This is a genomic window from Fulvimarina pelagi HTCC2506 (assembly GCF_000153705.1).
Taxonomy (GTDB): Bacteria; Pseudomonadota; Alphaproteobacteria; order Rhizobiales; family Rhizobiaceae; genus Fulvimarina; species Fulvimarina pelagi.
Map to the genome: position 1 here is coordinate 2332919 of NZ_DS022272.1, position 25523 is coordinate 2358441.

15 protein-coding genes, 2 tRNA genes, 2 rRNA genes and 2 pseudogenes are annotated in these 25523 nt (G+C 60.2%); 5 read left to right on the forward strand and 16 right to left on the reverse strand.

What is annotated here, in order from left to right:
- Positions 1-73: 73 nt before the first annotated feature.
- Positions 74-1129, forward strand: a pseudogene (locus tag FP2506_RS19205) (IS630 family transposase); the annotation flags it as partial.
- Positions 1130-1375: 246 nt separating this feature from the next.
- Here the strand turns inward: FP2506_RS19205 and FP2506_RS18760 are convergent.
- From FP2506_RS18760 to FP2506_RS11035, 12 genes and pseudogenes are all read right to left on the reverse strand, one after another.
- Positions 1376-2329 carry a Gfo/Idh/MocA family oxidoreductase gene (locus FP2506_RS18760; RefSeq protein ID WP_148227543.1) on the reverse strand — a complete coding sequence of 318 codons (954 nt, stop codon included), beginning with the start codon at positions 2327-2329 and terminating at the stop codon, positions 1376-1378.
- A 28-nt stretch (positions 2330-2357) separates the two neighbouring features.
- On the reverse strand, positions 2358-3293 hold the full coding sequence (locus FP2506_RS10980; protein WP_007067556.1) for a Gfo/Idh/MocA family oxidoreductase: 936 nt from the start codon (positions 3291-3293) through the stop codon (positions 2358-2360).
- A 453-nt stretch (positions 3294-3746) separates the two neighbouring features.
- Positions 3747-4964: pseudogene (locus FP2506_RS10985) on the reverse strand (IS256 family transposase).
- A gap of 129 nt (positions 4965-5093) precedes the next feature.
- Positions 5094-5732, reverse strand: coding sequence for a GNAT family N-acetyltransferase (locus FP2506_RS10990; RefSeq protein ID WP_007067559.1), 639 nt, complete (start codon positions 5730-5732; stop codon positions 5094-5096).
- The gene (locus FP2506_RS10995; RefSeq protein ID WP_148227544.1) at positions 5722-6108 is read right to left on the reverse strand and encodes a hypothetical protein; all 387 of its coding nucleotides are present in this window, start codon (positions 6106-6108) and stop codon (positions 5722-5724) included. Before FP2506_RS10995 ends, FP2506_RS10990 begins: the two co-directional genes overlap by 11 nt.
- Positions 6109-6211: 103 nt before the next feature.
- The gene (locus FP2506_RS11000; protein ID WP_040489099.1) at positions 6212-7087 is read right to left on the reverse strand and encodes an SDR family oxidoreductase; all 876 of its coding nucleotides are present in this window, start codon (positions 7085-7087) and stop codon (positions 6212-6214) included.
- Between the two features lie 203 nt (positions 7088-7290).
- Positions 7291-8595 carry a GGDEF domain-containing protein gene (locus FP2506_RS18030; protein WP_050765071.1) on the reverse strand — a complete coding sequence of 435 codons (1305 nt, stop codon included), beginning with the start codon at positions 8593-8595 and terminating at the stop codon, positions 7291-7293.
- A 291-nt stretch (positions 8596-8886) separates the two neighbouring features.
- Positions 8887-9558 (reverse strand): class II aldolase/adducin family protein, encoded by a 672-nt coding sequence (locus FP2506_RS11015; protein WP_007067563.1) that lies wholly within the window; start codon positions 9556-9558, stop codon positions 8887-8889.
- A 114-nt stretch (positions 9559-9672) separates the two neighbouring features.
- Positions 9673-10632, reverse strand: a complete 960-nt coding sequence (locus tag FP2506_RS11020; protein ID WP_007067564.1) for a D-ribose ABC transporter substrate-binding protein — start codon at positions 10630-10632, stop codon at positions 9673-9675.
- Positions 10633-10692: 60 nt separating this feature from the next.
- Complete coding sequence (locus FP2506_RS11025) at positions 10693-11790, reverse strand: ABC transporter permease (protein ID WP_007067565.1); 1098 nt, start codon at positions 11788-11790, stop codon at positions 10693-10695.
- Positions 11791-11816: 26 nt separating this feature from the next.
- Positions 11817-13358, reverse strand: a complete 1542-nt coding sequence (locus FP2506_RS11030; protein WP_007067566.1) for a sugar ABC transporter ATP-binding protein — start codon at positions 13356-13358, stop codon at positions 11817-11819.
- Positions 13355-14020, reverse strand: coding sequence for a DUF2291 family protein (locus tag FP2506_RS11035; protein WP_007067567.1), 666 nt, complete (start codon positions 14018-14020; stop codon positions 13355-13357). Before FP2506_RS11035 ends, FP2506_RS11030 begins: the two co-directional genes overlap by 4 nt.
- A 273-nt stretch (positions 14021-14293) precedes the next feature.
- Between FP2506_RS11035 and FP2506_RS11040 the strand changes: the two genes are divergently transcribed.
- The 4 genes from FP2506_RS11040 (at position 14294) to FP2506_RS11055 (ending at position 19923) form a co-directional block, all read left to right on the forward strand.
- Positions 14294-15286 (forward strand): sugar-binding transcriptional regulator, encoded by a 993-nt coding sequence (locus FP2506_RS11040; RefSeq protein WP_007067568.1) that lies wholly within the window; start codon positions 14294-14296, stop codon positions 15284-15286.
- Positions 15287-15340: 54 nt separating this feature from the next.
- On the forward strand, positions 15341-16969 hold the full coding sequence (locus tag FP2506_RS11045) for an FGGY-family carbohydrate kinase (RefSeq protein WP_007067569.1): 1629 nt from the start codon (positions 15341-15343) through the stop codon (positions 16967-16969).
- Complete coding sequence (locus tag FP2506_RS11050; RefSeq protein ID WP_007067570.1) at positions 16966-18507, forward strand: glycerol-3-phosphate dehydrogenase; 1542 nt, start codon at positions 16966-16968, stop codon at positions 18505-18507. Before FP2506_RS11045 ends, FP2506_RS11050 begins: the two co-directional genes overlap by 4 nt.
- Before the next feature lie 261 nt (positions 18508-18768).
- Positions 18769-19923: an iron-containing alcohol dehydrogenase gene (locus FP2506_RS11055; RefSeq protein WP_007067571.1), complete on the forward strand. Its 1155-nt coding sequence runs from the start codon at positions 18769-18771 to the stop codon at positions 19921-19923.
- Between the two features lie 355 nt (positions 19924-20278).
- On the opposite strand, the gene rrf is transcribed toward FP2506_RS11055, so the two are convergent.
- The 4 genes from rrf to FP2506_RS11075 all read right to left on the reverse strand — a co-directional run bounded on the left by rrf (position 20279) and on the right by FP2506_RS11075 (position 25343).
- Positions 20279-20393: ribosomal RNA gene (rrf, locus tag FP2506_RS11060) — 5S ribosomal RNA — on the reverse strand.
- Between the two features lie 262 nt (positions 20394-20655).
- Positions 20656-23964 (reverse strand): 23S ribosomal RNA (locus FP2506_RS11065).
- A 911-nt stretch (positions 23965-24875) separates the two neighbouring features.
- Positions 24876-24951: transfer RNA gene (locus tag FP2506_RS11070), tRNA-Ala, on the reverse strand.
- A gap of 315 nt (positions 24952-25266) precedes the next feature.
- Positions 25267-25343 (reverse strand) — tRNA-Ile (locus FP2506_RS11075).
- Between the last annotated feature and the right edge of the window lie 180 nt (positions 25344-25523).

Here is a 25523-nt window from a genome sequence, read left to right on the forward strand (position 1 = left end):
CTTAGTGGTTTAGCCAAGTCGGATAAGCCCTTGATCGGTTTCCGATTTCCGTGGACGCACGCCACTCTTGAGCATGCATGAAAGAATATTAACCGAGCATGGCGCCGGCGATCGCGACCGGCTCAATACGATCGTTGCCGATCCCAACATGCCGCAGAAGCATGTCTGGAGGGCGCGGATCGTGATCATGAGCGCCAATGGTGTCTGCACGAACGCGATTAGGACCGCGACCAGCAAGTCGAATACAACGGTTTGGCGCTGGTAAGAGCGCTTTGTAAGGGAAGGCGTCGACGGGCGCTTGCGTGATAAGTCTTAGCCGCCCGGCTCGCCGCTGGTTTCGAATTGAGCGATGAAAGAAGTCGTGCGCCTGGCTCAAGCGCGTCCACCAAACTAGGCGACGCACTGGAAGGCACAGACGATGGCGAAGGCTTTTGCGCTGGCAGTCTCGACCCTTCAGACGATCTAGAAGGCACACGGCCTTGCGCCGCGGCCGGCGGCATACCTTCAAGCACTCAAACGATCCGGCCTTCGTCAAGATGCTTTGCGATGTCAACGGCCTTAACGTCGGACCGCCGGCGCCTGCCGTGGTTCTCAGCGTCGATGAGAAGAGCCAGATACAAGCACTCGATTGTACACAAACAGGACTGCCCGCGAAGACCGGCGCGGCGCGGCGCGACGACGACGCATGACTACATGTGGCATGCGACGACGACGCTGCTTGCCGCTCTCGACACCCTCGACGGGACCGTCATTGGCCGGAACATGCAGCGCCATCGCCATCAGGAGTTCAACCGCTTCCTCAACAACATTGAGCGCCGCTTTCCGGCGAGCAAACCATTCATACCGGGCTCGACAACTACGCAGTCCACAAGCACACGAAGGTCCGGGACTAACTTGCGCTGCGTCAACGCTGGACCTTCCACTTCACGCCGACCTCGTTGTCAAGGTTCAATGCGGTGGAAGGGTTCTTCGCAAAACTCAGCAGCAAAAGGCTGAAGCGCAGCGTCTTCCTCTCGCTCGTTGAGCTTCAGGAGACCATCAACCGCTTCATCGACGAATACGACGCCAACGATCCAAGCCCTGCGTGTGACAAGCCGACCCTAAGATAATCATTGTTGCTCGAAGTCGGGTTCCCGGCGTCAGAGCCGGACCACCAGCAAGAGGAATTGTGCAGACATTGCGCATAACGCTTACCGAAAGACGTCCTTCAGCTTTATCAAGTGAACTTATCGACAGTCGAACGAGTCGAGCGCTTCCTAATCGGTTCCAGCTAGTTGCATGGCAGCGCGGCCCATACAAGAACTCTGCCGACTAATGCCGCGCCGGCATCAAACTAGCGACAACGCGTCTATGGCTTGGGTCGTAGTTCCGTGTTTTAGGGGCTATAGCCTGCAATCCGTTCATGGTGAGGAAGCGCTAAAAGGTGATCGGCGATGCTACACAAACGCCCATCTTCTTTTGTACTGAGAAATGCCTTTACTTGTTGTAGAACGCCAGGCTTAAAGAGACGATCGTATCTATCGTCAATCTCGATTTCTACGGGTGGCTCAAATGCAGAGTGAATTTCCCAAAGTTGCTCCATTGGCCGCAATAAGAACCTCCTATGAACCGAATGAACTTCAAGGCCCCAGCGGCCCGGCGTACCCCAATTTGCTGCGTAAGAGAAAAGGGCCCCCTTCGTGCTTTCTCCGCTACCTGCGAATCGGCTGGAGGTTGGATGCCAATCCAATTCACCGGATGTAGTGGCATTAAATCTTCCTACTGGAGTACCGGCGATATAGAAAGCGAGATCAACAACGTGTGTCGAATTAGCAAGGAACCAGTTCGATTTTATAAGGGGGGACTTTTCGAGAACGCTAACACGTTCTGAAAGCTCACTAAAATCGAAATTGACAAGCTTAACTCCGCCGTCAGCAGCGACAAGTTGGCATAAATGATCTACTGAGGCATAAAAACGACGATTATAAGCAACATATAGCTTTGAGTTGAAGCCCTTCCAAACGCTCCCGAGACGACGTATTTCATCTCCATTCAGGCCGGCCGGCTTTTCGACGAGAATTCGGCTGCAACCAGACTCCATCAGAGCGATCGCATTGGCGCTGAGTGTTTCTATGCTCGTCGAAACAATTGCGCCTACCGGAGAACCATACTTGATGATTGCTGCTTCGAGGCCACCGCGCTCGACTTCTCTACCAGTTCTTGCTTCTAACTGGGCAGCGCTAATCTCGCTCCTTCCGACTATCCGAAATTCGCAGTCTAATGCCTCCAGAACTCTTACATAAGCCTCTGCCATAGGCCCTGCACCTATCAGCCACAACTTTTCAGTCACCGCGGGTCTTCTCCAGCACGAACGATCCTTAGGTAATTGGTAGCGTGTGCGTGTCACCGCCGTTCGCGATGCTATGCAATATTAGCGCCTCTAGGATTAAAGACTCAGCTCTCGCAAGCGGTTGCAGCGCCGGCAGTTCAGTTTCTTGGCCCGAAATTACTTGATCGACTATTTTCCCAGTTAGAGAGCTTTGCAATTCTAATTTTCCTTTGAGTATGAGACCATCGTCGCGTTTACAGATACCTTCACCCTCGTAAATTCGCCACTGATACGAGTTTGTGTTGACTGTAATGAGCAGTGGCTTGACTTCAGGTTGCGCCTCCATCGATAGCTCTATTCCTCCTTGGAACTCTACGACGAGACGGCCGAACACATCAATGAAGCCAGGCCGCTTTGCCGTATGCCATTCAGACCACAAGCTCGAAGTGTCTGCGGCTATTGGTTCCGCATTGCTCCAAAACCGGACGAGATCAATGAAATGCATCGCATTGCAGCTAATGCTCCAATCACCTCCGTGCACACTCACGGATTTAGGACCCCCATCCTCTCGTATCAGCCGTGCGATATGCTTGTGCCACTCCATCGCTCGCCTTGGTGTGTTCACAACCGCTCGATTTCCACAGGCGGAAACAATACCCTGAATATCTTCGAGTGACTGAGCAAGCGGCTTCTCCAAGATCCAGTATTTGACGGACGCATTTAAAAGAAGTGCCTCTATGGCTATGCGGCGATACTGAGCAGTTGTGGCAACTATCGCTATATCAATGTTATCTACCAACTCCGTACTGAGACGATGCGGACTCTTCTCGCCCCCAGCTTCTACCCATCGCTGCAAAGCCAATTCCCGATTTGTAGCTAAAGGCTCGACTATATGGATAACAAGTGAGCCCAATGAGCTACGGACAAGGGCTTGGAGGTGACGCGAACCGATTGCCCCGAGTCCTAAGATGGCTATCCTATACATTGCTTAGGTCCATTACTCTCAATCTTATAGATGACACCTCAGACCCCCATGCGTTGAACTTTATCGATTTTACAAATCCACTGCACTATAAGATCGGGAAGGCGTAACGCAAGCCGAGATGTTGCAACTGCTCTTCTTTCTGGTGTTTTGTAACGTTTAATTCTATCGACATGATATCTAAGTAACGTTCGCCAGTGAAAAATATCGAGGAGCACGTCAAAAGAGGGCAGTCTTTCTTTATCGCATGGCGATGCGATGGGCCTGCTTCAGTCGATCAAATGAGCGCTTTAGCTCGTTGCAATCTCTGCAGTGGCGAAAGTCGCATTCGGCAGGCTCTCAGCGGTCGTGCTAGGGTACGATGGCCGGGAAATAGCCTCGTTTAACCAAAGATCTTTAATTGCCGGCTTTCGGAAGTGTCAAGAATTTCGTGTGTGGGCGGGCGGTTGAAGATTTTCAGGCCCTAGCCGCTGTGAAGCGCTCGCCGTAGAGGATGGCGAACTGCGCTTTGGCCATCGCCCGGTCACTGGGCGCCATTTGCGACTCCTTCTCGGCCCGGTTCAAGGCAAGGAAGGGACGCTTGATGGCCGCGTCGTCGCGCGGGAAGTGGCCGCGGGCGGGTACCGTCCGGCGCAGTTTGGAGTTCATCGCCTCGATTTGATTCGTGGTGTAGACGATTTTGCGAACCTCTTCGGGGAAGGCGAAGAGCGGGATGACCTCGCTCCATGCCCGGCGCCAAGCTCTGGCCGATGGCCATGTATTTCTGGCCCCATTCGCCGTTCTCGACCGCCATCAGGGCCTTTTCAGCCGCTTCGGCGTCGGTGGCCCGGTAAATGTCCTTCAGCGCCACGGCGACGGGCTTGCGATCCTTGCGATGAAGTCGAAGCTATGACGCAGGAGATGAACGATGCAGGTTTGGACCGTGGCACCTGGAAAGACCGCGACGATCGCCTCGGGAAAACCCTTCAGGCCGTCGACGACGGCGAGGAGAACATCCTCGACGCCTCGGTTCTTCATCTCGTTCATAACCCGCAGCCAGAACTTGGCGCATTCGTTCTGCTCCAGCCAGAGGCCGAGGATGTCCTTGGTACCGTCGGCGCGCACGCCAAGGGCGATGTGGACGGTCCTGTTGCGGACGAAGCCCTCGTCCCGGATTTTGACCCTGAGGGCATCAAAAAAGACAAGAGGATAAACTGGCTCGAGCGGCCGGGCCTGCCAGGCGGCAACCTCGTCCAGAACCGCGTCGGTGACGGCCGAGATCAGGTCCGGCGAGACGTTGACGCCATAGAGATCGTGGAGATGGCCGACGATCTCTCGGTTGCTCATGCCGCGGGCATACATCGAGACGACCTTTTCATCGAAACCCGGAAAGCGGCGCTGATATTTGGCGATCAACTGCGGATCGAAGCTCGACTGCCGATCTCGCGGAACGGACAGCTCGAACTTGCCGCTGTCGCTCGTCACGGTCTTCTTGCCGTAGCCGTTGCACCCGTTTCCAGCGCCCTTCTCGCCGGCGAGATGGTGATCCATCTCGGCGTTGAGCGCCCGCTCGGCGGGCGCCTTCTTCAGGCCGTCGAGCAGGCCGCCGGGGTCAAAAGCAGTCGTCGGATCGGCGCCCAACAGAAGCTGGTCGAGCAATGCGTCAGAGATGTTGGGTTCCTGGCGGCGGGCCATGGGTGATCTCCTTTGGTCCCATTATGCCCGCCCACACACGGGGATACCTAACACTTCTGACGAACCCGACGAACTTCGGAATACCCGGAAGGGACAAACCATCAGACCGACTTATTAGCCGCGGCAGCTCTAACGCGCCGACCAGACGCCGTCGTCGTCTCGATCGAGGCGCCTCATCCAGAACTGCATCGGCTTCTTCGTCTCCTGCGTATCGCCGACATCGCGCCAGGACATCGGCGCCTCGATCCCCTTGAGGACGCGGTAGCCACGCTTTGTCCAGAAGCCGTCGAGCGGCTTGTAGTCGTCTGGCTTCATGGGGTGATCCGCAGGGCGCACCACACCGCAAAACGAGACGATGGAATAGCCCTGCTCCCGCGCAGCGGCTTCCCGCTCGTCGAAGAAGGCGTGGCCGATGCCGTATCCGCGCCACTCTGGCAGGAGCACCGATTCGGCGCAGTAGAAGACCTCGTTCGGATCGATGCCATTCTCGGCGAAGGCCTTGGCCAGTTGCGGCTGATGGTCGGAGAGCGGCGCCGCCGTCGAAGCGCCGATCACATCCCCACTTGGCGCCCGCGCCAGTATGACCACGGCACCCTTCGATTCCGCATAGGTCTTCAGGTAATCCCTCTCGTATTCGAGATCGCCATCGTAGAGATAGGGATAGGCCCGAAAGACCGAGATCCGAAGGCGGGCGACGGTGTCGAGCACATCGAGCACCGCATCACCGGCCAGCCGTTCGATCGTCGGCTGCGTCGCGCTAGGCGGCATCAACACCGAATGCGCCCTCGCAGGAAGGCGTCTCCTCATCGCGGATCTTGGAATTGCGGGTCGCACCGATCGACTGGATGCGGTCGCTCGCATCGGTCACGAGATCGATTTCGCAAACGCGGACCTCAGTCCCATCACCCGCCGCGGCCGATGGTGCAACATAGCGCTTGCGCCAAGTGTAACGGACGCCGCCATTGCGTTCGCCGTATTCGGCAAACGGGCTGCCGTACCGGGCGAAGAACGCGTCGGCCGATTGCCCACGCCAGCGCTCGGACAGGCTCTGCGGGCTTATGTCTCCGCCATTGACGCTTACGCAGGCGGACAGACCGGCGGTTACAACGAAGGCGACTACGGCAATACGGAGATTGCGGGCCAAGGTCGGATCTCCCAGCGGCGAAATTACCTGCAAGGCTGATTGAAGGCGAAGCAAGGTCCCGTCAAGGCTTTCCGCAAAGGTTCGGTCGCGAAACGACCGGCCCTTACAACATCTGCCGCACCCTGGTGTGCACGCTCTCGAAGACCGCGTCCGGCACGAAGAAATCTGCGACCGGATCTCTGCCGCCTTCCGGTCCATAGACGGAGAAATCGGTGACGCCTGCGTCGCGAAGGACTAGTTCGTCGATGAAGAAGTTCCCGGTCGTCTCACGGGCCGGCCGGGTGAGGATCGCATGGGCGGCATCGGCGACGATGTCCGGACTGCGGCTGATCTTGGCCATTGCGTCCCCACCGAGGACATTGCGCACCGCGGCCGTGTCGATCGCCGTCAACGGCCAGAGCGAATTCACAGCGACGCCCCGATCCTTGAATTCTTCTGCCATCCCGAGCGTGCACATGGACATGCCGAACTTCGCCATCGTGTAGGCGGTGTGACCGGCGAACCATTTCGGCTTCATGTCGAGGGGCGGCGCGAGATTGAGGATATGGGGATTTTCGGCCTTCAGGAGATGCGGCAGGCAGGTCTTCGAGACGAGGAAGGTGCCGCGCGCATTGACCTCGTTCATCAGGTCGTAACGCCGCATCTCGGTTTCGAGAGTGCCGGTCAGCTGGATGGCGGAAGCATTGTTGATGCAGATATTGATACCGCCGAACCGCTCGACGGCCCTTTCTACGGCCGCCTTCACCTGATCCTCCTCCCGGATGTCGCAGACGGCGGCAAGTCCCTGCCCGCCTGCTTTCTCGATGTCTTCGACAGCAGTATGGATGGTGCCGGGCAGCTTCGGATGAGGTTTGTCGGTCTTGGCGGCAATAACGACATTGGCACCGTCCCGCGCCGCCCGCAGCGCGATCGCATAACCGATCCCGCGAGAGCCTCCGGACATGAAAACCGTCTTTCCCCTTAGACTCGCCGCCGCCATTTCTTGCCATCCCGGTTCGACCTGATCGTCAAACTGGGCTGACAAATACGGTATGGCAAGTGAAGTCGATGTGGGCTTTGCGCGTGAGGAGCGGCTCTCTGATCCGAGTCGCCGTTCGCTGACGAGACCATATTCGGAATAGGATGCTCGGCGATTCGGCGGTTACTCGAGCCAGATGGTAGTCGTAACCTAGAGATATCGCGCTATTCACCCTGGCCTAGGAAACGAGCAAACTCATCAGGCGCAGTCAATGTTCGATGAGGTTTGCGATAGCGTGACCGTCCCCATTGGCCGATTCTGATCGAGAAAGCAGACGCTGCTGCGTTGATCCAGGCAACCTCGAAGACACGCTTAGGGAGCGCGGTCCGTCCCTTTCGGACGACTGCGGATGGCAGGGCTTCGTCTGAGCCTACCAGTTCGGGGAGAATTTCGAGTTCGATGCGGTTACGACCGTTTTTCTTGGCCCGATAGAGCGCCCGGTCCGCTGCTTGGAACAGATCGCAAAACGCGTTGATGTCCTCGTCTATGGCGACACCGACACTCGCGGTGATTTTGACGCGAAACTCACCGTTTTCAACCGCCATCCGGATACGTTCTGCGACGCTGCAGGCGTCGGAGTGCTGGGTCGACGGCAGGATGACCGCAATCTCTTCGCCTCCGTAACGCGCCAGAATATCGCCCCGGCGCACCTGACGGCGGATAGTAGTCGAAACGCTTCGGAGAACCTTGTCGCCGAAGAAATGCCCCCACTGGTCGTTGACCTGCTTGAAGTGATCGATGTCGATCAAAAGCAGGGCGACAGGGCCTGGAACCTCCCCCCGTTCGCGCAGATCGCTCAGCCGCTCCACGGACTGATCGAAGGCGCGGCGGTTCGGCAGACCGGTCAGCGAATCGGTAAAGGCTTCCCGTTGCAGGATGCGCGTCGCATGACGCCGCCGGCCGACACCGGTAAGGAAGTGGCCCAGCAACAGGATGCCGAACCAGTTCGCAGCAACGTGAGGCACCAGCGTGCGCATGGGATCGACGCCCGGCGCGAAAAACGGGATCAGCAAGAGGAGGAAGCTCTGGGCACAACCCAGTGTCGCGAGAACGAGCAATTTCGAGGGATCGTAGCCACCTTCACGCTTGCGCACGAAGCGACTGCAGAGGATGCCGATCAATACGGCAGAAACGACGACAATAACACCGAGATAGGCGCCGGCGCCGCCGATCCAGAGCCTGTAGGCGCCTGCAATCAACCCCGAAATGAGGCCCGCGAGCGGCCCGCCGAACGGCGCGGCGAGAACGAGAACGATCCCACGAGCGTCGACGATCACGCCCGGCCCGAGTTCGAACGGGTCGGACATCGCAATGACCGCCGCAAAACCAAATGCGAGGCCGATCGTGAAACCGCGGGGCAGAACCGACGGAGCAATGTCCGAAACGAAGCCGTAAAACAATGCGACGAGCGAAAGCAGCGCGGTGCCGCGTATCAAGACATAAATGATTTCCGACTCGAAAAGCGTCATCTGGGCCCCGCTCTGCGTTTTCAAGGAATCCCATAGAGACTGCAATTTTCCGTTAAATTCGAAGAATCCAGCCTGCAGATCGCCTGAAAATCCGTGGCCCTACGCAAATGACGGGCAAAAGAACTCCCGTGGAGGCGTTCCCACGAGCAGGTTCAGACTGTCCGGAGCTCGTATTCCAGAGCGAAGGGCTTCCCGCTGGCTCAGCGTACATCACCAGTAGCCATTGATGAAACCATAAGCCGGGAAGCGCCGACAGGACCGGCGCCCGCTTTCTTTGGCTTTACGTGAAACCTATGCGGCCTTGTCCTTGTGATCCTGCAAGCCATAGCTGCCGAAGGATTTCACCGTGTCCGCAATTTCGCCTTCGCTCAGGAGGTTCGGGCCACCTATGAGGAGGGACATGTAGTACTGTTTTGCGATCGTCTCGAGTTCGACGGCGAGCCACATCGCCTTGTCGAGATTGGCACCCGTCGCGATCATGCCGTGATTGGCGAGGAGGCATCCGGTACGGTCCTCAAGCGCTTTGAGCGCCGCAGTGGAGAGTTCCTTCGTGCCAAAGGTCGCGTAGTCCGAGCAGCGGATGTCCATGCCGCCGAAGGCCGCCATCATGTAGTGGCAGGCAGGGATCGACTTACCGGCGATGGCGAGCACCGTTGCATAGGTCGAATGGGTGTGGACGATGCCGCCGACATCGTGCCGGCCCTTCATGATGTCGAGGTGGAAGCGCCATTCGGTCGAGGGCTTCAGCGGGCCCTCCCAGCTGCCGTATTCGCCGTCGACCGGCATTGAGGCAACCATATCGGGCGTCATCGCCTCGTAGGCAGTGGCCGACGGCGTGATCAGCATCCGATCCTCGTGCCGGGCCGAGATGTTGCCCGACGTACCCTGATTGAGGCCGCTGGCATTCATCCAGCGCGCCTTTTCGACGATCGCCTCGCGCAACTCGCGTTCCGTCTGTGCCATTGCAATGTTTCTCCATCATACGGGATGACGCCCCAGGGCAGCGCTTGGGAGGACGGGTCAAGGGGCGTCGTTGAACGGCGCGGACAACCCTGTCCGCGCCCATAGGCATTTCGGTCAGCTTCCGAGCGTGAAGGGACCGGTCATCTGGTCGACGTTGTCCGGTGTGATAAGCGAGCAGTTGAACTGCTGCTTCTCAGTCTCCGGCTCGGTACCGTTCTGGATAAGGGCGTCGGCCTGGCGCACCGCTTCGGCCGCGAACTCGGCGACCGGCTGCAGCACGGTGTAGGACATTTCGCCGGCCTTCACGGAATCGACGGCGTCCGGGTTGCCGTCGAAACCACCAACGACCATGCCTTCGGAGAACTTGCCGGCTTCCTTGAGGGCTGCGATCGCTCCGAGCGCCATCTCGTCATTGCCGGAAATAACGGCGCCGACATTCGGGTTCGCCTGGAGGATCGACTGCATCTTGTTGTAGCCTTGGGTGCGATCCCAGTTGGCGGTCTCCTGGGCGAGCTTTTCGAGATCCGGATATTGGGAGAGCACCGTCTCGTAGCCGTTGGAGCGGGTGGCAGCGTTGTTGTCGGCCGGGTTTCCGAAGAACTCGACATATTGTGCGTCGTCGCCTGCGAGCTCGACCCATTTCACCGCTCCGTCCGCGGCGCACTGGGCGTTGTTGGAGACGAGCTGCGCCTTGGCGAGGCCGGTCTCATTGATCTCGGCATTGATGAGGAAGACCGGAATGCCGGCATCGACGGCCTTCTTGACCGCGCCGATCGAGCCGTCGGCATTGGCGGGATCGAGGAGGATCGCGGCGGACTGGTTGGTGATCGCCGTGTCGATGAGGTTGCTCTCGACATTGGTGTCGCCCTTATGGGCGGAGACGCTGGCCTGGTAACCCATTTCCTCGGCAGTTGCCTGGGCGACGTCGCCCTCGGTCTTCCAATAGGGGTTCGCCGGATCGTTGACGATGATGGTCATCAGACCCTTGTCCTGTGCCATCGAGACACCGGCTCCTGCAAGCAGCGTGGCGGATGCCATCGCGGCGATGGCGACGCGGCGTGTGATTGTCAGCATGGATTTCCTCCCGTTTGAATTGAGCCGGCGAAACCGGCGGTCTTTCCGAAGGTCTTGGCGCTATTCCTTGGCCTTGGCCTGCGGAGATGGCGGTGTTCCGGACCCCGACGGCTTGCGACCACCGGATCGGTACTGGATCGAGTTGAGTAGGACGGCGAGCACGATCACGGCGCCGGTGAAGACAGTCTGCCAGTAGGTCGAGACGCCGATGATCACGAGGCCGTCGGCGAGAAAGCCGATGACGAAGGCCCCAAGCAGAGTACCGCCCACTCGGCCTCGGCCGCCGGACAGGGCCGCTCCGCCGACGACGACCGCGGCGATGGCCGTCAGCTCGTAGGTCTGGCCGGCCGTTGGCCCGGCGGAGGTCAGCTGAGAGGAAAGAACGAGACCCGCGATCGCCGAGCAAATGCCCGATAGGACATAAACCGCGATCGTGACGCCGCGCACCGGCACGCCGGAGAGTTCGGCCGCGCGGGCATTGCCACCTGTCGAATAGATCCAGCGGCCGAAGGCGGTGCGCTTCAAGATGAGCATGGCGATGACCGCCACGACAGCAAGCACGATGACGCCGATCGGGATTCCGAACAGACGGTTGAAACCGAGCCAGTCGAAGCCTGTGTTCCCAAGAGCCTCGCGACCGCCAAGATTGTTGTAGGTGAGGCCGTTGGTCATCAGAAGCGCAACGCCGCGCGCCACATAGAGTAGGCCGAGCGTCGCGACGAATGCCGGCACCTTGAAAAAGGCGATGAGGACGCCGTTTACGAGGCCGACGAAGGCCCCGACGAGACAGGTGAGGATCGCGACCACCCAGACCGGCGGATAGGCGGTGAAGCCAAGGCTTTCGAAGGCAACCCCCTGCATCAGTGCGCCTGCGACGACGCCGGCGAGCGCCAGAACAGAGCCGACCGACAGGTCGATGCCGCCCGTTAGGATCACCAGCAGCATGCCGATCGCGAGCAGGCCGAAGATTGCCACATGCGAGGACATGATCAGGAAATTGTTCACCGAGAAATAAACCGGCGACAAGATCGAGAAAACGATGATGATCGCGATCAGGGCGAAGAAGGCGCGGCCTTCCAGCAGGATCCGCGCGATGTCGAACCGCCCGTCCGTAAGGCCGGGGATCGCGACTTTGCGTGAAGCGCCGATATCGGACATCTGGTCGGACTCCGCTTGAGAAAGGTTCAGGCCGCGGCCTTCGACTCGCCGGAGGCGGCCATGATCGCCTCCTTGGTCGTGTCGGGGCCGAATTCCGCCGCGATGGTGCCGCGGCGCATGACGATGATGCGATGGGCGATCGACAGACACTCGCCCACCTCGGAGGTGGTGAAGAGCACTGCGAGCCCTCGTTTTGCGCCTTCGGCGAGTAGTCTGAAAACCTCGGCCTTGGCGCCGATGTCGATGCCGCGGCTCGGCTCGTCCAGAAGCACGGCCTTCGGCTCGGTCGCCAGCATCTTGCCGATCACGACCTTCTGCTGGTTGCCGCCCGACAGCGATGTGATCGGAGCCTCACCGCCATCAGTCTTGATGTGGACGTTGCGGATCGAGCCGGTGACGATGTCGCCCTCGCGCTTCTTGGAGGTGAAGAGGCCCTTGGTGAAGGCCCCGATGGAAGCGAGCGAGAGATTCTGCCCGACCGACATGGTCTGGACGAGGCCGTCGCGCTGACGGTCCTCTGGCACGAGTACCAGTCCTTCGGCGATGCGGCCAGCGATCGAAAGCCCGTTCATCTCGCGGCCATTCAGCCGGATTGTGCCGCTCGTCTCCTGAAGGCGGCCCGCGACGCATTCCATCAGTTCGGTACGGCCAGCTCCCATCAGGCCGTAGATGCAGACGATCTCACCGGCCTTCACGTCGATGGAGACCTTGTCGACCAGAAGCCGCTCGGGATTGACCTTGTCGGGGACGCAGAGATTCTCGATCGAGAGCGCTGCCTCGCCCATCGTGTGGCCGACGGGCGGCGAGCCGAGGTCGAAGCCCTCGCCCACCATGTTGTGCACGATCCATTCGAGATCGATCTCGGAGCGCGGCGCGCGGGCGGTCATCGAGCCGTCCCGCAGGACGACGGCGTGATCGGTGATTTGCAGCGCCTCTTCCAGATGGTGGGAGATGTAGACGATCGAGACGCCGCGGCTCTTGAGGTCGTGGATGACGCTGAAGAGCACCTCGACTTCGCTCGCCGAGAGTGCCGAGGTCGGCTCGTCCATGATGAGAATGCGTGAATTCACCGACAGCGCGCGGGCTATCTCGACGATCTGCTGCTGGCCGAGGCGCAGGTCTTCGACCATGGTGAGCGGATCGATGTCTTCTTCGAGCTCTTCCATGAGAAGGCGCGTCTGGCGCTCTTCCTCGGCGTAGTCGATGCCGCCGGCCCGGCCCTTGATCTCGCGGCCCATGAAGATGTTGTCGCGAACTGAGAGATTGGGCGCGAGGCTGAGCTCCTGGTGGATGATCGAGACGCCGCGATCGCGCGCATCCGTCGAGGAGGCGAAGGTCACGGGCTCTCCGTCGAGGATAATCTCGCCGGAGGTCGGCTTCATGACGCCCGACAGGATCTTCATCAGTGTCGACTTGCCGGCCCCGTTTTCACCGAACAGCGTCGTCACCTGCCCCTTGTGGACGTCGAAATTGACGCCCTTCAACGCATGGATATTGCCGAAGGACTTCGCGACGTCCCGCGCCGATAGGACGACCTCGCCCATCGCGTATTCGCGTGCCGCGGTCATTGTTCGACGCTCATGCGGACCGGCGTCACTAGCCAGTTCTTTGGGTTGATCAGCTTGAAGACGCCGGTGACGGTGATTGTCTTGCCGGTCAGTTCGGAATTGTCGATCGGCTGGAGGACCTCGGCCTTCATCACGTCGTTGATAGCAGCGCCCGCGTTTTGATACTCGATCTGGTTCTTGAACTGACCGAATTCGATCGTGCCCATGGCATCGCGCAGGTCGGTGCCGTTGACGGCCGGACCGGTCTGAACGCGCACGCGCGTCTCTTCAGGCAGGCCCTCGACATTCACATCGTAGACGCCTGAGCGACCGTCGCCGACGACGCCGGAGAACTTGACCGGCATCACGGCACCGACGCCGGCGGATACCCCGTATTTCTCGGACGCTGCGGCCTTGTCTGCGGCAATCTCGTTCGCAAGGGTTTCCGCTTCGACGGCACGCGTCTCAACGAAGGTCTGTATATCCGGGAATTGGGCGGCCCCGAATTCTTCCGGAGAGAATGTGTCCGATGCGAAGGAGGCCGCCTCTTCCGAGCCCTCCCAGACGATCGTTGTGTCGAGCGCCATAGCCACAAGCAAAATCGCTCCCGCCGCGGGCAGAAGGATGCGGGCGGAGAAAAAGTTACCGCCGTTCTTGGATCTTGAAGTGGACTGAAGGCTCATGCGCTCGATCCCTCGTGCTGTCCGTTTGAAAATAATGCGGGAGCGAGACATCCTAGGACCCAGGACGGCGACCAAACCAAGCGGAAACGGCGCGGCCTCGTCTGATCCTGAAGGCCTCCTCCCGAAGCCTTTGCCGCCGCCCGGCATTTACCCTTGGGAGGTCATTTCGGGCAGCGACTGGGTTGATCCTACTAGCAATCCCCTGCAAAATGCAATAAGTTTCTTGTCATGAAATTTATTGCATCGCAAAAAAGAGACGGGAACGGACGAGCGATGGTGAGCGGAGTAACGAAGCGCAATGCAGATACGAGTCTCGCAGTCCGCGCGGCTTGGCTTCACTATGCTGGCGGTATTACCCAGGCCGAGGTCGCCAAGCGCCTCAAGGTGTCGAACGCGACCGCGAGCCGATTGATCGCAAGCGCACACGAAAGCGGCGCAGTGAAGGTTTCCGTAGTTGGAGACGTCGCCGATTGCCTTGCGCTCGCTGAACGGCTGCGACTGGCCTATGGCCTTTCGGCTTGCGAGGTTGTGCCCGATCTCGGAGAGGAAGGACTGCCGCTACGTGCGCTCGGGCGGGCCGGCGCCACCTTCCTGGAGCGCACCATTGAAAACGCCGATGGTCTCACGCTCGGGCTCGGCCACGGTCGGACTCTCGCGGCCGCGATCGACGCCATGTCAGGTGTTGACGGAAGCGGCCTCGAATTCGTGTCCCTGCTCGGGGGTGTCACGCGGAATTACGCCGCCAACCCGCACGACGTGATGTTCCGCCTCGCCCAAAAAACCGGCGTCGCGAGCTACTGCCTGCCAGTGCCTTTTTTCGCCAACACCGCTGCGGATCGAGACGTTCTTCTGGCCCAACGCGGTGTTCGACAGATATTCGACAAGGCGCTCGGCGCCGACATTATGGTAGCCGGCGTCGGCACGGCGGTCAGCGACACCCAGTTGCGCCTCTCGGGCATGCTGGAAGCCCACGAGATCGAGGAGGTGCGCGCGGCGGGCGGTGTCGGCGAGTTCCTTGGCCACTTCTTCGATGGAAACGGCATGCCGGTCCGAACCTCTCTAGACGGTCGTACGGTATCGCCGGGGCTCGACGACCTGTCGGGTCGCCGGGTCATCGCGATTGCAGGTGGAGCTGAGAAGGTGGCGCCGCTCTCGGCGGTCCTTCGCAGCGGCTATATCAGCGAACTGATCGTTGATGAGGCTACGGCGCTTTCGCTCGTTACGATGAAACGCCCGATCAAGATTACCGAGAAAGAGGCCGTATGATCTGGATCGAGACTCAGCGGCAAGATCCCGGAGCGCGATCGGAGCCCGCCGGTCATGGCTGATCGCGGCGACATCCTGATCGGCATCGACGCCGGCACGTCCGTGATCAAGGCGGTCGCCTTCGATCTCACCGGCCGGCAGTTGGCTTCGAGCGCGGTGCTCAACCGCTACGACGAAGGCGAGGACGGCTCGGCGACCCAGCCGATGCTGCGCACATGGACCGATTGCGCCGAGGCGCTGCGTGGGCTCGGCGACAAGATTGAGAACCTCGCCGCCCGCACCCTGGCGCTCGCGGTGACCGGTCAGGGCGACGGCACCTGGCTGGTCGGCGCGGGCGACGAACCCGTCGCGAATGCCTGGCTGTGGCTCGACGCGCGATCGGCGCCAACCGTCCGTAAGCTCGCCGCCGGTGATAATGAACGCGCCCGCTTCGAGGCGACGGGAACCGGCCTTAACACCTGCCAGCAGGGCTCCCAGTTGGCCCATATTGCAGCCCATCATCCGGAGCTTCTAGCCAGAGCCGAAGCCGCGCTCCACTGCAAGGACTGGCTCTATCTCAACCTCACCGGCGTGCGGGCGACCGATCCATCCGAAGCCTGCTTCACCTTCGGCAATTTCCGCACGCGCGCCTATGACGACACGGTGATTGCGGCCCTCGGTCTGGAAGACTATCGCCATCTCCTTCCCGAGATCGTCGACGGCACAAAGACCACCCAAAGTCTGACGGCCGCTGCGGCATCGCAGACCGGCCTCTTAGAAGGAACGCCGGTCTCGCTCGGTTACGTCGACATGGCAATGACCGGCCTCGGGGCCGGCGTCCATACCGGAGACCCGGCCGCGGCCGCCTCGACCGTCGGCTCCACCGGCGTCCACATGCGCGCCGTAACGCCGGACGAGGTGGTGTTGAACGCCGAAGGCACCGGCTACGTCATCGCGCTTCCGGCGCCCGATATGGTCACGCAGGTCCAGACCAATATGGCCGCGACCCTCAACATCGACTGGTGGCTCGATGTCGCCGCCGACATCGCCGGCGAATTCGGGACTAGCCCGAAGCGGAGCGATCTCGTCGGCCATATCGACGGCTGGCTGTCGCGCAGCGATCCCGGCGCGATCCTCTATCATCCCTATATCTCGGCGGGCGAGCGCGGCCCCTTCGTCAATCCGGACGCGCGCGCCGGCTTCATCGGCCTTTCGAGCGGCCACCGCTTCGCCGACCTGATGCGCGCCGTCGTCGAAGGTCTCGGCATGGCCGCGCGGGACTGCTACGCCGCGATGGGCGCAATGCCCGGCGAACTGCGCCTCACCGGCGGCGCGGCGCGCTCAAAGGCCTTTCGCGGGATCATCTCTGCCGCCGTCGGCGCTCCGGTCCGCATCTGCCGGCGCGAAGAAACCGGCGCGGCCGGCGCCGCGATGATGGCGGCGGTCGCCCAAGGGGTCTACGGCTCGATGGACGACTGCGTCGCCGAATGGGTGACGCCGCTTCTCGAGATCCCCGAAAAACCAGATCAGGCCCTCACAGAAACCTATGTGGCGCTCTATCCGAGCTACAAGCTCACCCGCGAAGCCCTTATTCCCGTCTGGGACGGGATGGCGAAGGACCGGCCACGGAACCGCCGCGTGGATGCGAGTGCCACGCCGCTCGATACGACCATGACAGACGAGCAGAAGGACGAAACCCGATGAGCGAAGACAATCTTATCGACGTCCTCGTCATCGGTGGGGGCATCAACGGGGCCGGCATCGCGCGCGACCTCGCCGGGCGCGGCCTCTCTGTGATCCTCTGCGAAAAGGACGATCTTGCGGAAGGCACGTCGTCGCGCTCGGGCAAGCTGGTCCATGGCGGCCTGCGCTATCTCGAATATTACGAGTTTCGGCTGGTGCGCGAAGCGCTGATCGAACGCGAAGTTCTGCTGAACGCCGCGAGCCACATTATTTGGCCGATGCGCTTCGTCCTGCCCCACAGCCCGGAGGACCGGCCCGCCTGGCTCGTGCGGCTTGGCCTCTTCCTCTACGACCATCTCGGCGGCCGAAAGAGGCTGCCGGGGACGCGGATGCTCGATCTCAAGCGCGATCCGGAAGGTGCGCCGATCCTCGACAAATACACAAAGGGCTTCGAATATTCCGACTGCTGGGTCGACGATGCCCGCCTCGTCGTCCTCAATGCCGTCGGAGCCGCCGAAATGGGCGCGGAAATCCTGCCGCGCACGGCCTGCACTTCGGCCCGGCGAGACGGCGAGACGTGGACCGCCGAGTTGAAGAGCGAGACGACCGGCGCGACGCGAAAGGTTCGTGCGCGCTGCATCGTCAACGCCGCCGGCCCCTGGGTCAACGACATCGTCGGCCGTGTCGCGGGCCGCAATTCGCGGCGCAACGTGCGCCTCGTGAAGGGCAGCCACATCATCGTGCGGAAGTTCTGGGAGGGCCCGCAGGCCTATCTCGTCCAGAACCACGACAAGCGCGTCATCTTCATCAACCCCTATGAGGGCGACAAGGCGCTGATCGGCACCACCGACATCGCCTTCGACGGCCGGGCCGAGGACGCCACCGCCGACGAGAGCGAGATCGAATATCTGATGGCGGCGGTGAACCGCTACTTTAAAGAAAAGCTGCGCCGCGAAGATATCCTCGAGACGTTCTCCGGTGTGCGCCCGCTCTTCGACGACGGCCAGGGCAACCCGTCCGCCGTGACCCGCGACTATTCCTTCGATCTCGACGAGGACGGCGGCGCGCCGATGCTGAACGTCTACGGCGGCAAGATCACCACCTTCCGCGAGCTCGCCGAGCACGCGGCGGGGAAGATCGCGAAATTCTTCCCCAAGATTGGCAAGGACTGGACCGCCGACACGCCCATGCCCGGCGGCGAGATCGAGAACGCCGACTTCATCGCCTTCGTCGAAAAGATGCGCGCGCGCTTTCCGGGCTTCCCCCGCGATCTCCTCATTCATTACGGGCGCCTCTATGGCGCCCGAATGGAGAAGTTCATCGGCGGCGCGAAGACCCCCGACGATCTCGGCCGGCACTTCGGTGCCCTGCTCTACGAGGCCGAAGTGCGCTATCTCGTGAAGCACGAGTGGGCAATGCGACCGGAAGACGTCCTCTGGCGCCGCACCAAGCAACGGCTTCATCTGACGAAAGACGAGCAGGAAGCCTTCGCGGGCTGGTTCGAGGACACCGTTCGATCATCGGGTGTTGGCGGCGGTTTCCATGCTGCCGCACAGTGATCACGCGAATCGATTGACTCTCGCTATCGACCTGTGACGGCAACTGATTTGCTGGCCAATGCCCGATCGGCCCGGATTTTCGTGAGAAGTGTTTCGCTGCGAGAAGGCGCGCGCCATGACAGCGCAGGCCAAAAATGATTTCATGCGCGACGTCGAGACTCATCGAGATGGTCCAGCATCGGCTGCGCTAGTGCGCCGTCGCAGATGCACCATAGAACTAGTTGGCCCGGGCGCCTCACACCCGGCACGAGGAGGAACCCGTTGAGCAGCTTCGTCTTCCAGACCACGCCATCCATCCTGTCTGAAGTCGGTTCGACCGCCCGGATGGGCGAGATCATGGCGAAGAAGGGCTGCAGAACGGTCTTCTTCGTCACGGACAAGGGCATTCTCGATCTCGCCCTCGCGGAAACCGCGCTTGCCGGCTTCAGGGAGGCAGGCGTCGAGACGGTGGTCTTCTCCGACGTCGAGGCCGATCCGCCGGAAGCGATGATCCTGTCCGCCGTCGAAAAGGCCCGCGCGGCCGGTTGCGACGGTGTCGCCTCGGTCGGCGGCGGCTCCTCGCTCGACACCGCCAAGCTGATCGCCGTGCTTCTCGCCGGCGAGCAGGCGATCGCAGAGATCTACGGCGTCGGTCAGGTCACCGGCGAGCGGCTGCCCCTCGTTCTCGCACCGACGACCGCCGGCACCGGTTCCGAAGTCACACCGATCGCCATCGTCACCACCGGCGAGGCGGAGAAGAAAGGCGTCGTCTCGCCCCAGCTCTTGCCCGACTGGGCAATCCTCGATGCCGAACTCACCATCGGCCTGCCGGCCCATGTGACGGCAGCGACCGGCATCGATGCCATGGTGCACGCCATCGAGGCCTACACCTCCGCGCACAAGAAAAACCCGGTTTCCGATTGCCTCGCCCGCGAGGCGCTCGCCCTTCTCGGCGGCAACATCCGCACGGCCTGCAAGGAGCCAGAGGATCGCAAGGCCCGCGGCGACATGCTGCTCGGCTCGATGCTCGCCGGCATGGCCTTCGCCAATGCGCCGGTCGCGGCGGTGCATGCGCTGGCCTATCCGCTGGGCGGGCATTTCCATGTGCCGCACGGCCTCTCGAACGCGCTCGTCCTGCCGCATGTGCTCGAATTCAACATGCCGGAGGCCGAAGCCCATTATGCCGCGCTCGCGCCGATCGTCTTCCCGGAGCTTGCCGGAAGATCACCGACCGAGGCGGCCAAGGGGCTCGTCGAAGGCTTCCGCGCGCTCGGCCCGGACCTCGGCATGAAGACGCAACTGCGGGATGTCGGCGTCAGCCACAACAATCTGCCGAAGCTCGCCGAGGACGCGATGAAGCAGGAGCGCCTGCTGATCAACAACCCGCGCACCATGACCTACGAAGCCGCGCTCGCGATCTACGAAAAGGCGCTGTGAAACCAGTCGCAGTGGCGAATCAGGTCGGGATGAGGTTGAAGGCTAAGGCTTCAATATCTGGAAAAATCGATGCGCCAATCTGCTTCTGACGCCTTCCAGATTTATGTGAAGGTCTGCGATATGCACGGCACGAGGCTCGCAGTATCACTCTACGCGCCTAACGACGGCGAACGTGACCTTCGCCTCTTGGGCGAGCCGCTTCTTTCTGCCGCCCTGCCCTTGCCACCACTCGGCCTCTACAGTCGCTCTTTCCCCGAACACAGGCCGAAAGCCCCGGTGTTTTGGACCGGGGTTTTTGGGTTTGCTGTGTGTGTTGTTTTGAGAAGAAGGGTTTGTTTTTGCTTGGGATTTGCGGACCTGGCGGCGACCGACTTTCCCGCGTCTTGAGACGAAGTATCATGGGCGCTGGCGCGTTTCACGGCCGAGTTCGGAATGGGATCGGGTGGGGGCGCGCCGCTATGACCACCAGGTCGGCAAATACCAAGCAGGGTGAGAAGCTGGTTTTAGACAATAAGAAGAATGTTGATCGCCTTTGATCTGGCTTGGCCCTCGCCCCAAGAGGGCTCGGGGATCTCAACCTGGCGAACGCATGGTTCGCCTTCGGCCTTTCGGCCGAACCGGTCTCAGCCTTCGAGCTGGTAAGCTCTCCGGCATCTTCGGCTCAAAACAGTTTCACTGTTTTGCCCCTCCCTGTCGGTCGGGGTCGCCTTTGATGATCATGGGCGAATGGGAACGATCAAGTTCGTTCGGGCGATTAGTACCGGTAAGCTTCACAGGTTGCCCTGCTTCCACACCCGGCCTATCGACGTGGTGGTCTACCACGGCCCTGATAGGGAGCACTCGTTTTCAGGTGGGTTTCCCGCTTAGATGCCTTCAGCGGTTATCCCGACCGGATATAGCTACCCTGCAATGCGGCTGGCGCCACAACAGGTCCACCAGAGATCCGTCCATCCCGGTCCTCTCGTACTAGGGACAGATCCTGTCAATGCTCCGACACCCACGGCAGATAGGGACCGAACTGTCTCACGACGTTCTGAACCCAGCTCACGTACCGCTTTAATTGGCGAACAGCCAAACCCTTGGGACCTGCTCCAGCCCCAGGATGCGATGAGCCGACATCGAGGTGCCAAACAACCCCGTCGATATGGACTCTTGGGGGTCATCAGCCTGTTATCCCCGGCGTACCTTTTATCCGTTGAGCGATGGCCCTTCCACTCGGGGACCACCGGATCACTATGACCGACTTTCGTCTCTGCTCGACTTGTCTGTCTCGCAGTCAGGCGGGCTTATGCCATTGCACTCGACGAGCGATTTCCGACCGCTCTGAGCCCACCATCGCGCGCCTCCGTTACGCTTTAGGAGGCGACCGCCCCAGTCAAACTACCCACCATACACTGTCCCGGATCCGGATGACGGACCGCGGTTAGACATCCATGACGGCAAGGGTGGTATTTCAAGGATGGCTCCACGCAAACTGGCGTCCACGCTTCAAAGCCTACCACCTATCCTACACGTGCCGACACGAATGCCAGTGTAAAGCTATAGTAAAGGTGCACGGGGTCTTTCCGTCTGACCGCAGGAACCCCGCATCTTCACGGGGAATTCAATTTCACTGAGTCTGTGCTGGAGACAGCGGGGAAGTCGTTACGCCATTCGTGCAGGTCGGAACTTACCCGACAAGGAATTTCGCTACCTTAGGACCGTTATAGTTACGGCCGCCGTTTACTGGGGCTTCGATTCAAGGCGTGAACCTCTCCTCTTAACCTTCCAGCACCGGGCAGGCGTCAGACCCTATACGTCGTCTTATGCGACTTCGCAGAGCCCTGTGTTTTTGATAAACAGTCGCTACCCCTGTCTTGCCACCCCCACTACTGCGTAATGAGTCACGCTCTCGAAGTACGCGTGCAATTGCCGAGTCATCAGCACAGTCTCTCAAGCGCCTGGGTATCTCTACCATCCACCTGTGTCGGTTTCGGGTACGGTCTATAAGATGGAGCTCTTTCCTGGAACCGCTTCACCGCAACCTCAATCCAATAAGAGATTACGATACACGCGATCCGTCACTTTCCATCAGGCCCACGAATATTAAACGTGGTTCCCATCGCCTACGCCTTTCGGCCTCGGCTTAGGGGCCGGCTAACCCTGCTCAGATTAACTTTAAGCAGGAACCCTTGGATTTTCGGCGAGGGAGTCTCTCACTCCCTTTATCGTTACTCATGTCAGCATTCGCACTTCCAATACCTCCACGGCTCCTCACGGATACCGCTTCACAGGCTTATGGAACGCTCCGCTACCACTTGCCATAAGACAAGTCCTCAGCTTCGGTGCATGGCTTCAGCCCCGGTACATTTTCGGCGCAAAGACCCTTGTTTAGACCAGTGAGCTGTTACGCTTTCTTTAAATGATGGCTGCTTCTAAGCCAACATCCTGGTTGTTTTGGGATCTTCACATCCTTTCCCACTTAGCCATGACTTGGGGACCTTAGCTGGAGGTCAGGGTTGTTGCCCTCTCGACGACGGACGTTAGCACCCGCCGTCTGTCTGCCGGATAGGACTCCTCGGTATTCGGAGTTTGGTTAGGATCAGTAAGACGGTGAGTCCCCATAGCCCATCCAGTGCTCTACCCCCGAGGGTCTTCATCCGACGCTCTACCTAAATAGATTTCGCGGAGAACCAGCTATTTCCGAGTTTGATTGGCCTTTCACCCCTAGCCACACGTCATCCCGATCTATTGCAACAGATATGGGTTCGGCCCTTCAGTGCGTGTACCGCACCTCCAGCCTGCGCATGGCTAGATCACTCGGTTTCGGGTCTAATCCGACGAACTGAACGCCCTGTTCAGACTCGCTTTCGCTGCGCCTACACCTATCGGCTTAAGCTTGCTCGCCAGACTAAGTCGCTGACCCATTATACAAAAGGTACGCCGTCACCCGGTCATCAAATGCTTCGCATTTGTTGACCGTGCTCCCTTGTTATTGCTTTGGCTTCAGTCGCCAGCGCGGCCATCCGGCCGCTCGGCTTTCGTCCCGTTCGGGACGCCGCTTCGTTCAAAGCGGGGCTGTCCGCGCGATGTGTCGCCTATCGGCGACGCGCTCGGACCTGCCACACTCAAGCTTGCCCGCAAGACGCCCGAAGACGCCCTCGTCAGCCACCGTCCGCGCCCGCGACCCCGAAAGGGTCGCACATGGCAAGGACAGCCAAAGGCCGACCGGCCGTCGCGCCTGATGGCGCGTTAGCCAAGGTCGCGGATGCGACCGCCGGCGCTTGAGGCCAAGCAATAAAAGGAAACCGGCTTCAAATTCGAAGAATTTGAAGACCGGGCTTCGACTGTTTGTAGGCATTCGGTTTCAGGTTCTCTTTCACTCCCCTCGTCGGGGTGCTTTTCACCTTTCCCTCACGGTACTGGTTCGCTATCGGTCATGCACGAGTACTTAGGCTTGGAGGGTGGTCCCCCCATGTTCGAACAGGATTTCACGTGTCCCGCCCTACTCAAGGATCTTGATCAAAATTACGCCTACGGGGCTGTCACCCAATCTCGCAACGCTTTCCAACGTCTTCAGCTTGTTCAATCAAAACCACTGGCCTGGTCCGCGTTCGCTCGCCGCTACTAACAGAGTCTCGGTTGATGTCCTTTCCTCCAGGTACTGAGATGTTTCAGTTCCCCGGGTTCGCTTCTTTGACCCTATGGATTCAGACCAAAGATACTTTCACTGACTACCGTTAATCCTAGCCGCTCACGCCAGATCGCTACGCGATCGGCTCCGCGAGGGCGGGCCATAAGGCCCGACGGCCGGTCGGCCTTTGTGGCTGCCACACTCGCCATCACGGCAAGTGCGCCAACATCAAAGACCGCAGATCACCCTCTCGGGCCATCAACGGCTCAACGGTTAGAACTTAACGGTAGTCGAAAGTGGGTTGCCCCATTCGGAAATCGCCGGATCAAAGCTTATTCGCAGCTCCCCGACGCTTATCGCAGCGTATCACGTCCTTCATCGCCTGTGCATGCCAAGGCATCCACCAAATGCCCTTCAGACACTTGATCGTTCCCATCGCCCATGATCATCGGTTCAAAACCCTTAAAGGGTTTTGGACCGTTGTTCCTTATCGCTCACGCCAGATCGCTTGCGCGATCGGCTCCGCGGGGACGGCCTGACCGGCCGTCGCCCGTTCGGGCTCTGGTGTCCGTTCCCCCTTTTGCAAAGGAACACCCACCATCGACGCCAATATCCGCCCGCTCGTCAGAACGGCCGAATGGAGCTCGAAGGAAACAGTTGAGAGAGATCATGGTCGATCAGATCATTCTTCTTGAGATCGCACCGCATGATTGACCCTGATCCAGCCCCCGAAGGAACTAAAGACCAAAGCCTCCTGCAGCAGTGCGTCATGCCGGCTGGTTGTCTAGACCAACCGGCGAAAGACCAGCTTCTCGAAACGGATCCGGACGATGCGCGGTCAGGCGACATCGACTTCAAATGACAGGAACCGTCTAGTCCAGCGTCGAGCGATGCACTCGACCTCTGGCAATCCCTGCCGGCAGGACCGTCGGACTGCCCTCCCCTCTTAAAGAGGCAGGCAGAACGCTTCGGAGCGAAGCGCGGGACAAAAGCCCCTATCCATGACGATCCTTCCAGATCCGTCTTCTTCTTCACGATGTTTGAGAACAGGCAGACAAGCGAGCCGTCAAAGGCAAACCGCAAGCTGCAAACCTGAACTTTCTCTCCTGGATATCAAAGCGGTCGCCATAAAGCGCCCTGCCCTGGAACATGACCTCACCTAGGACCTCCCGGTGGAGCCTCCCCGTCCGCCCACAACAAAGCGAGGACGGACAAAGCATACAACCGATAGGCGACGCCAAGAGCGTGACGCCAGCCCTCGCACCGTAGGCGCTCGGGCATCTCCGCCTCAAAACAGTTTTACTGTTTTGCCGGCACCTTGCGGTGCCGTCGGCTACGATGGTGGAGCCTATCGGGATCGAACCGATGACCCTCTGCTTGCAAAGCAGATGCTCTCCCAGCTGAGCTAAGGCCCCAATTCTTATCGCTCACGCCCTGGCCGCGCTCCGCGAGGGCGGACCAGAAGGTCCGACGGCTGCCTGCGCACCGTAGGCGCTTCGGCATCTCCGCTTTCGATCGACATGCGATCGACCGAGCATGTCGGACAGCTACGATCGGCCGACGCTTAGCTTCGCGTCAGTCCCTCGAACCATCGAGGGCACGATCCGGTGGGCCCGTGCCGCGCTCTCGCAGGAGCATCGCTCCGAGAAAGCGAAAAACCAAAACCTGCCCGGGCCCACCATTTTTGGCTGGCACGCTGGCAGATCTAAACTCCAAACTCTCACCAAAAATGGTGGGCCCGGGTAGACTCGAACTACCGACCTCACCCTTATCAGGGGTGCGCTCTAACCAACTGAGCTACGGGCCCATTTCTTATCGCTCACGCGCGAAGCGCTCCGCGAGGGCGCCGAACAGTCGGCGGCGATCGGTCGATCGCTGCGGGAACAACCCCATTCGATCGAGCGAGGAAGCTCCGCGACGCCAAAACGTAGCGCGAACGCGCGTCGGCGATCGTTCGCCGTGCCGTCCGCAGGGAAGTCGAGCGAAG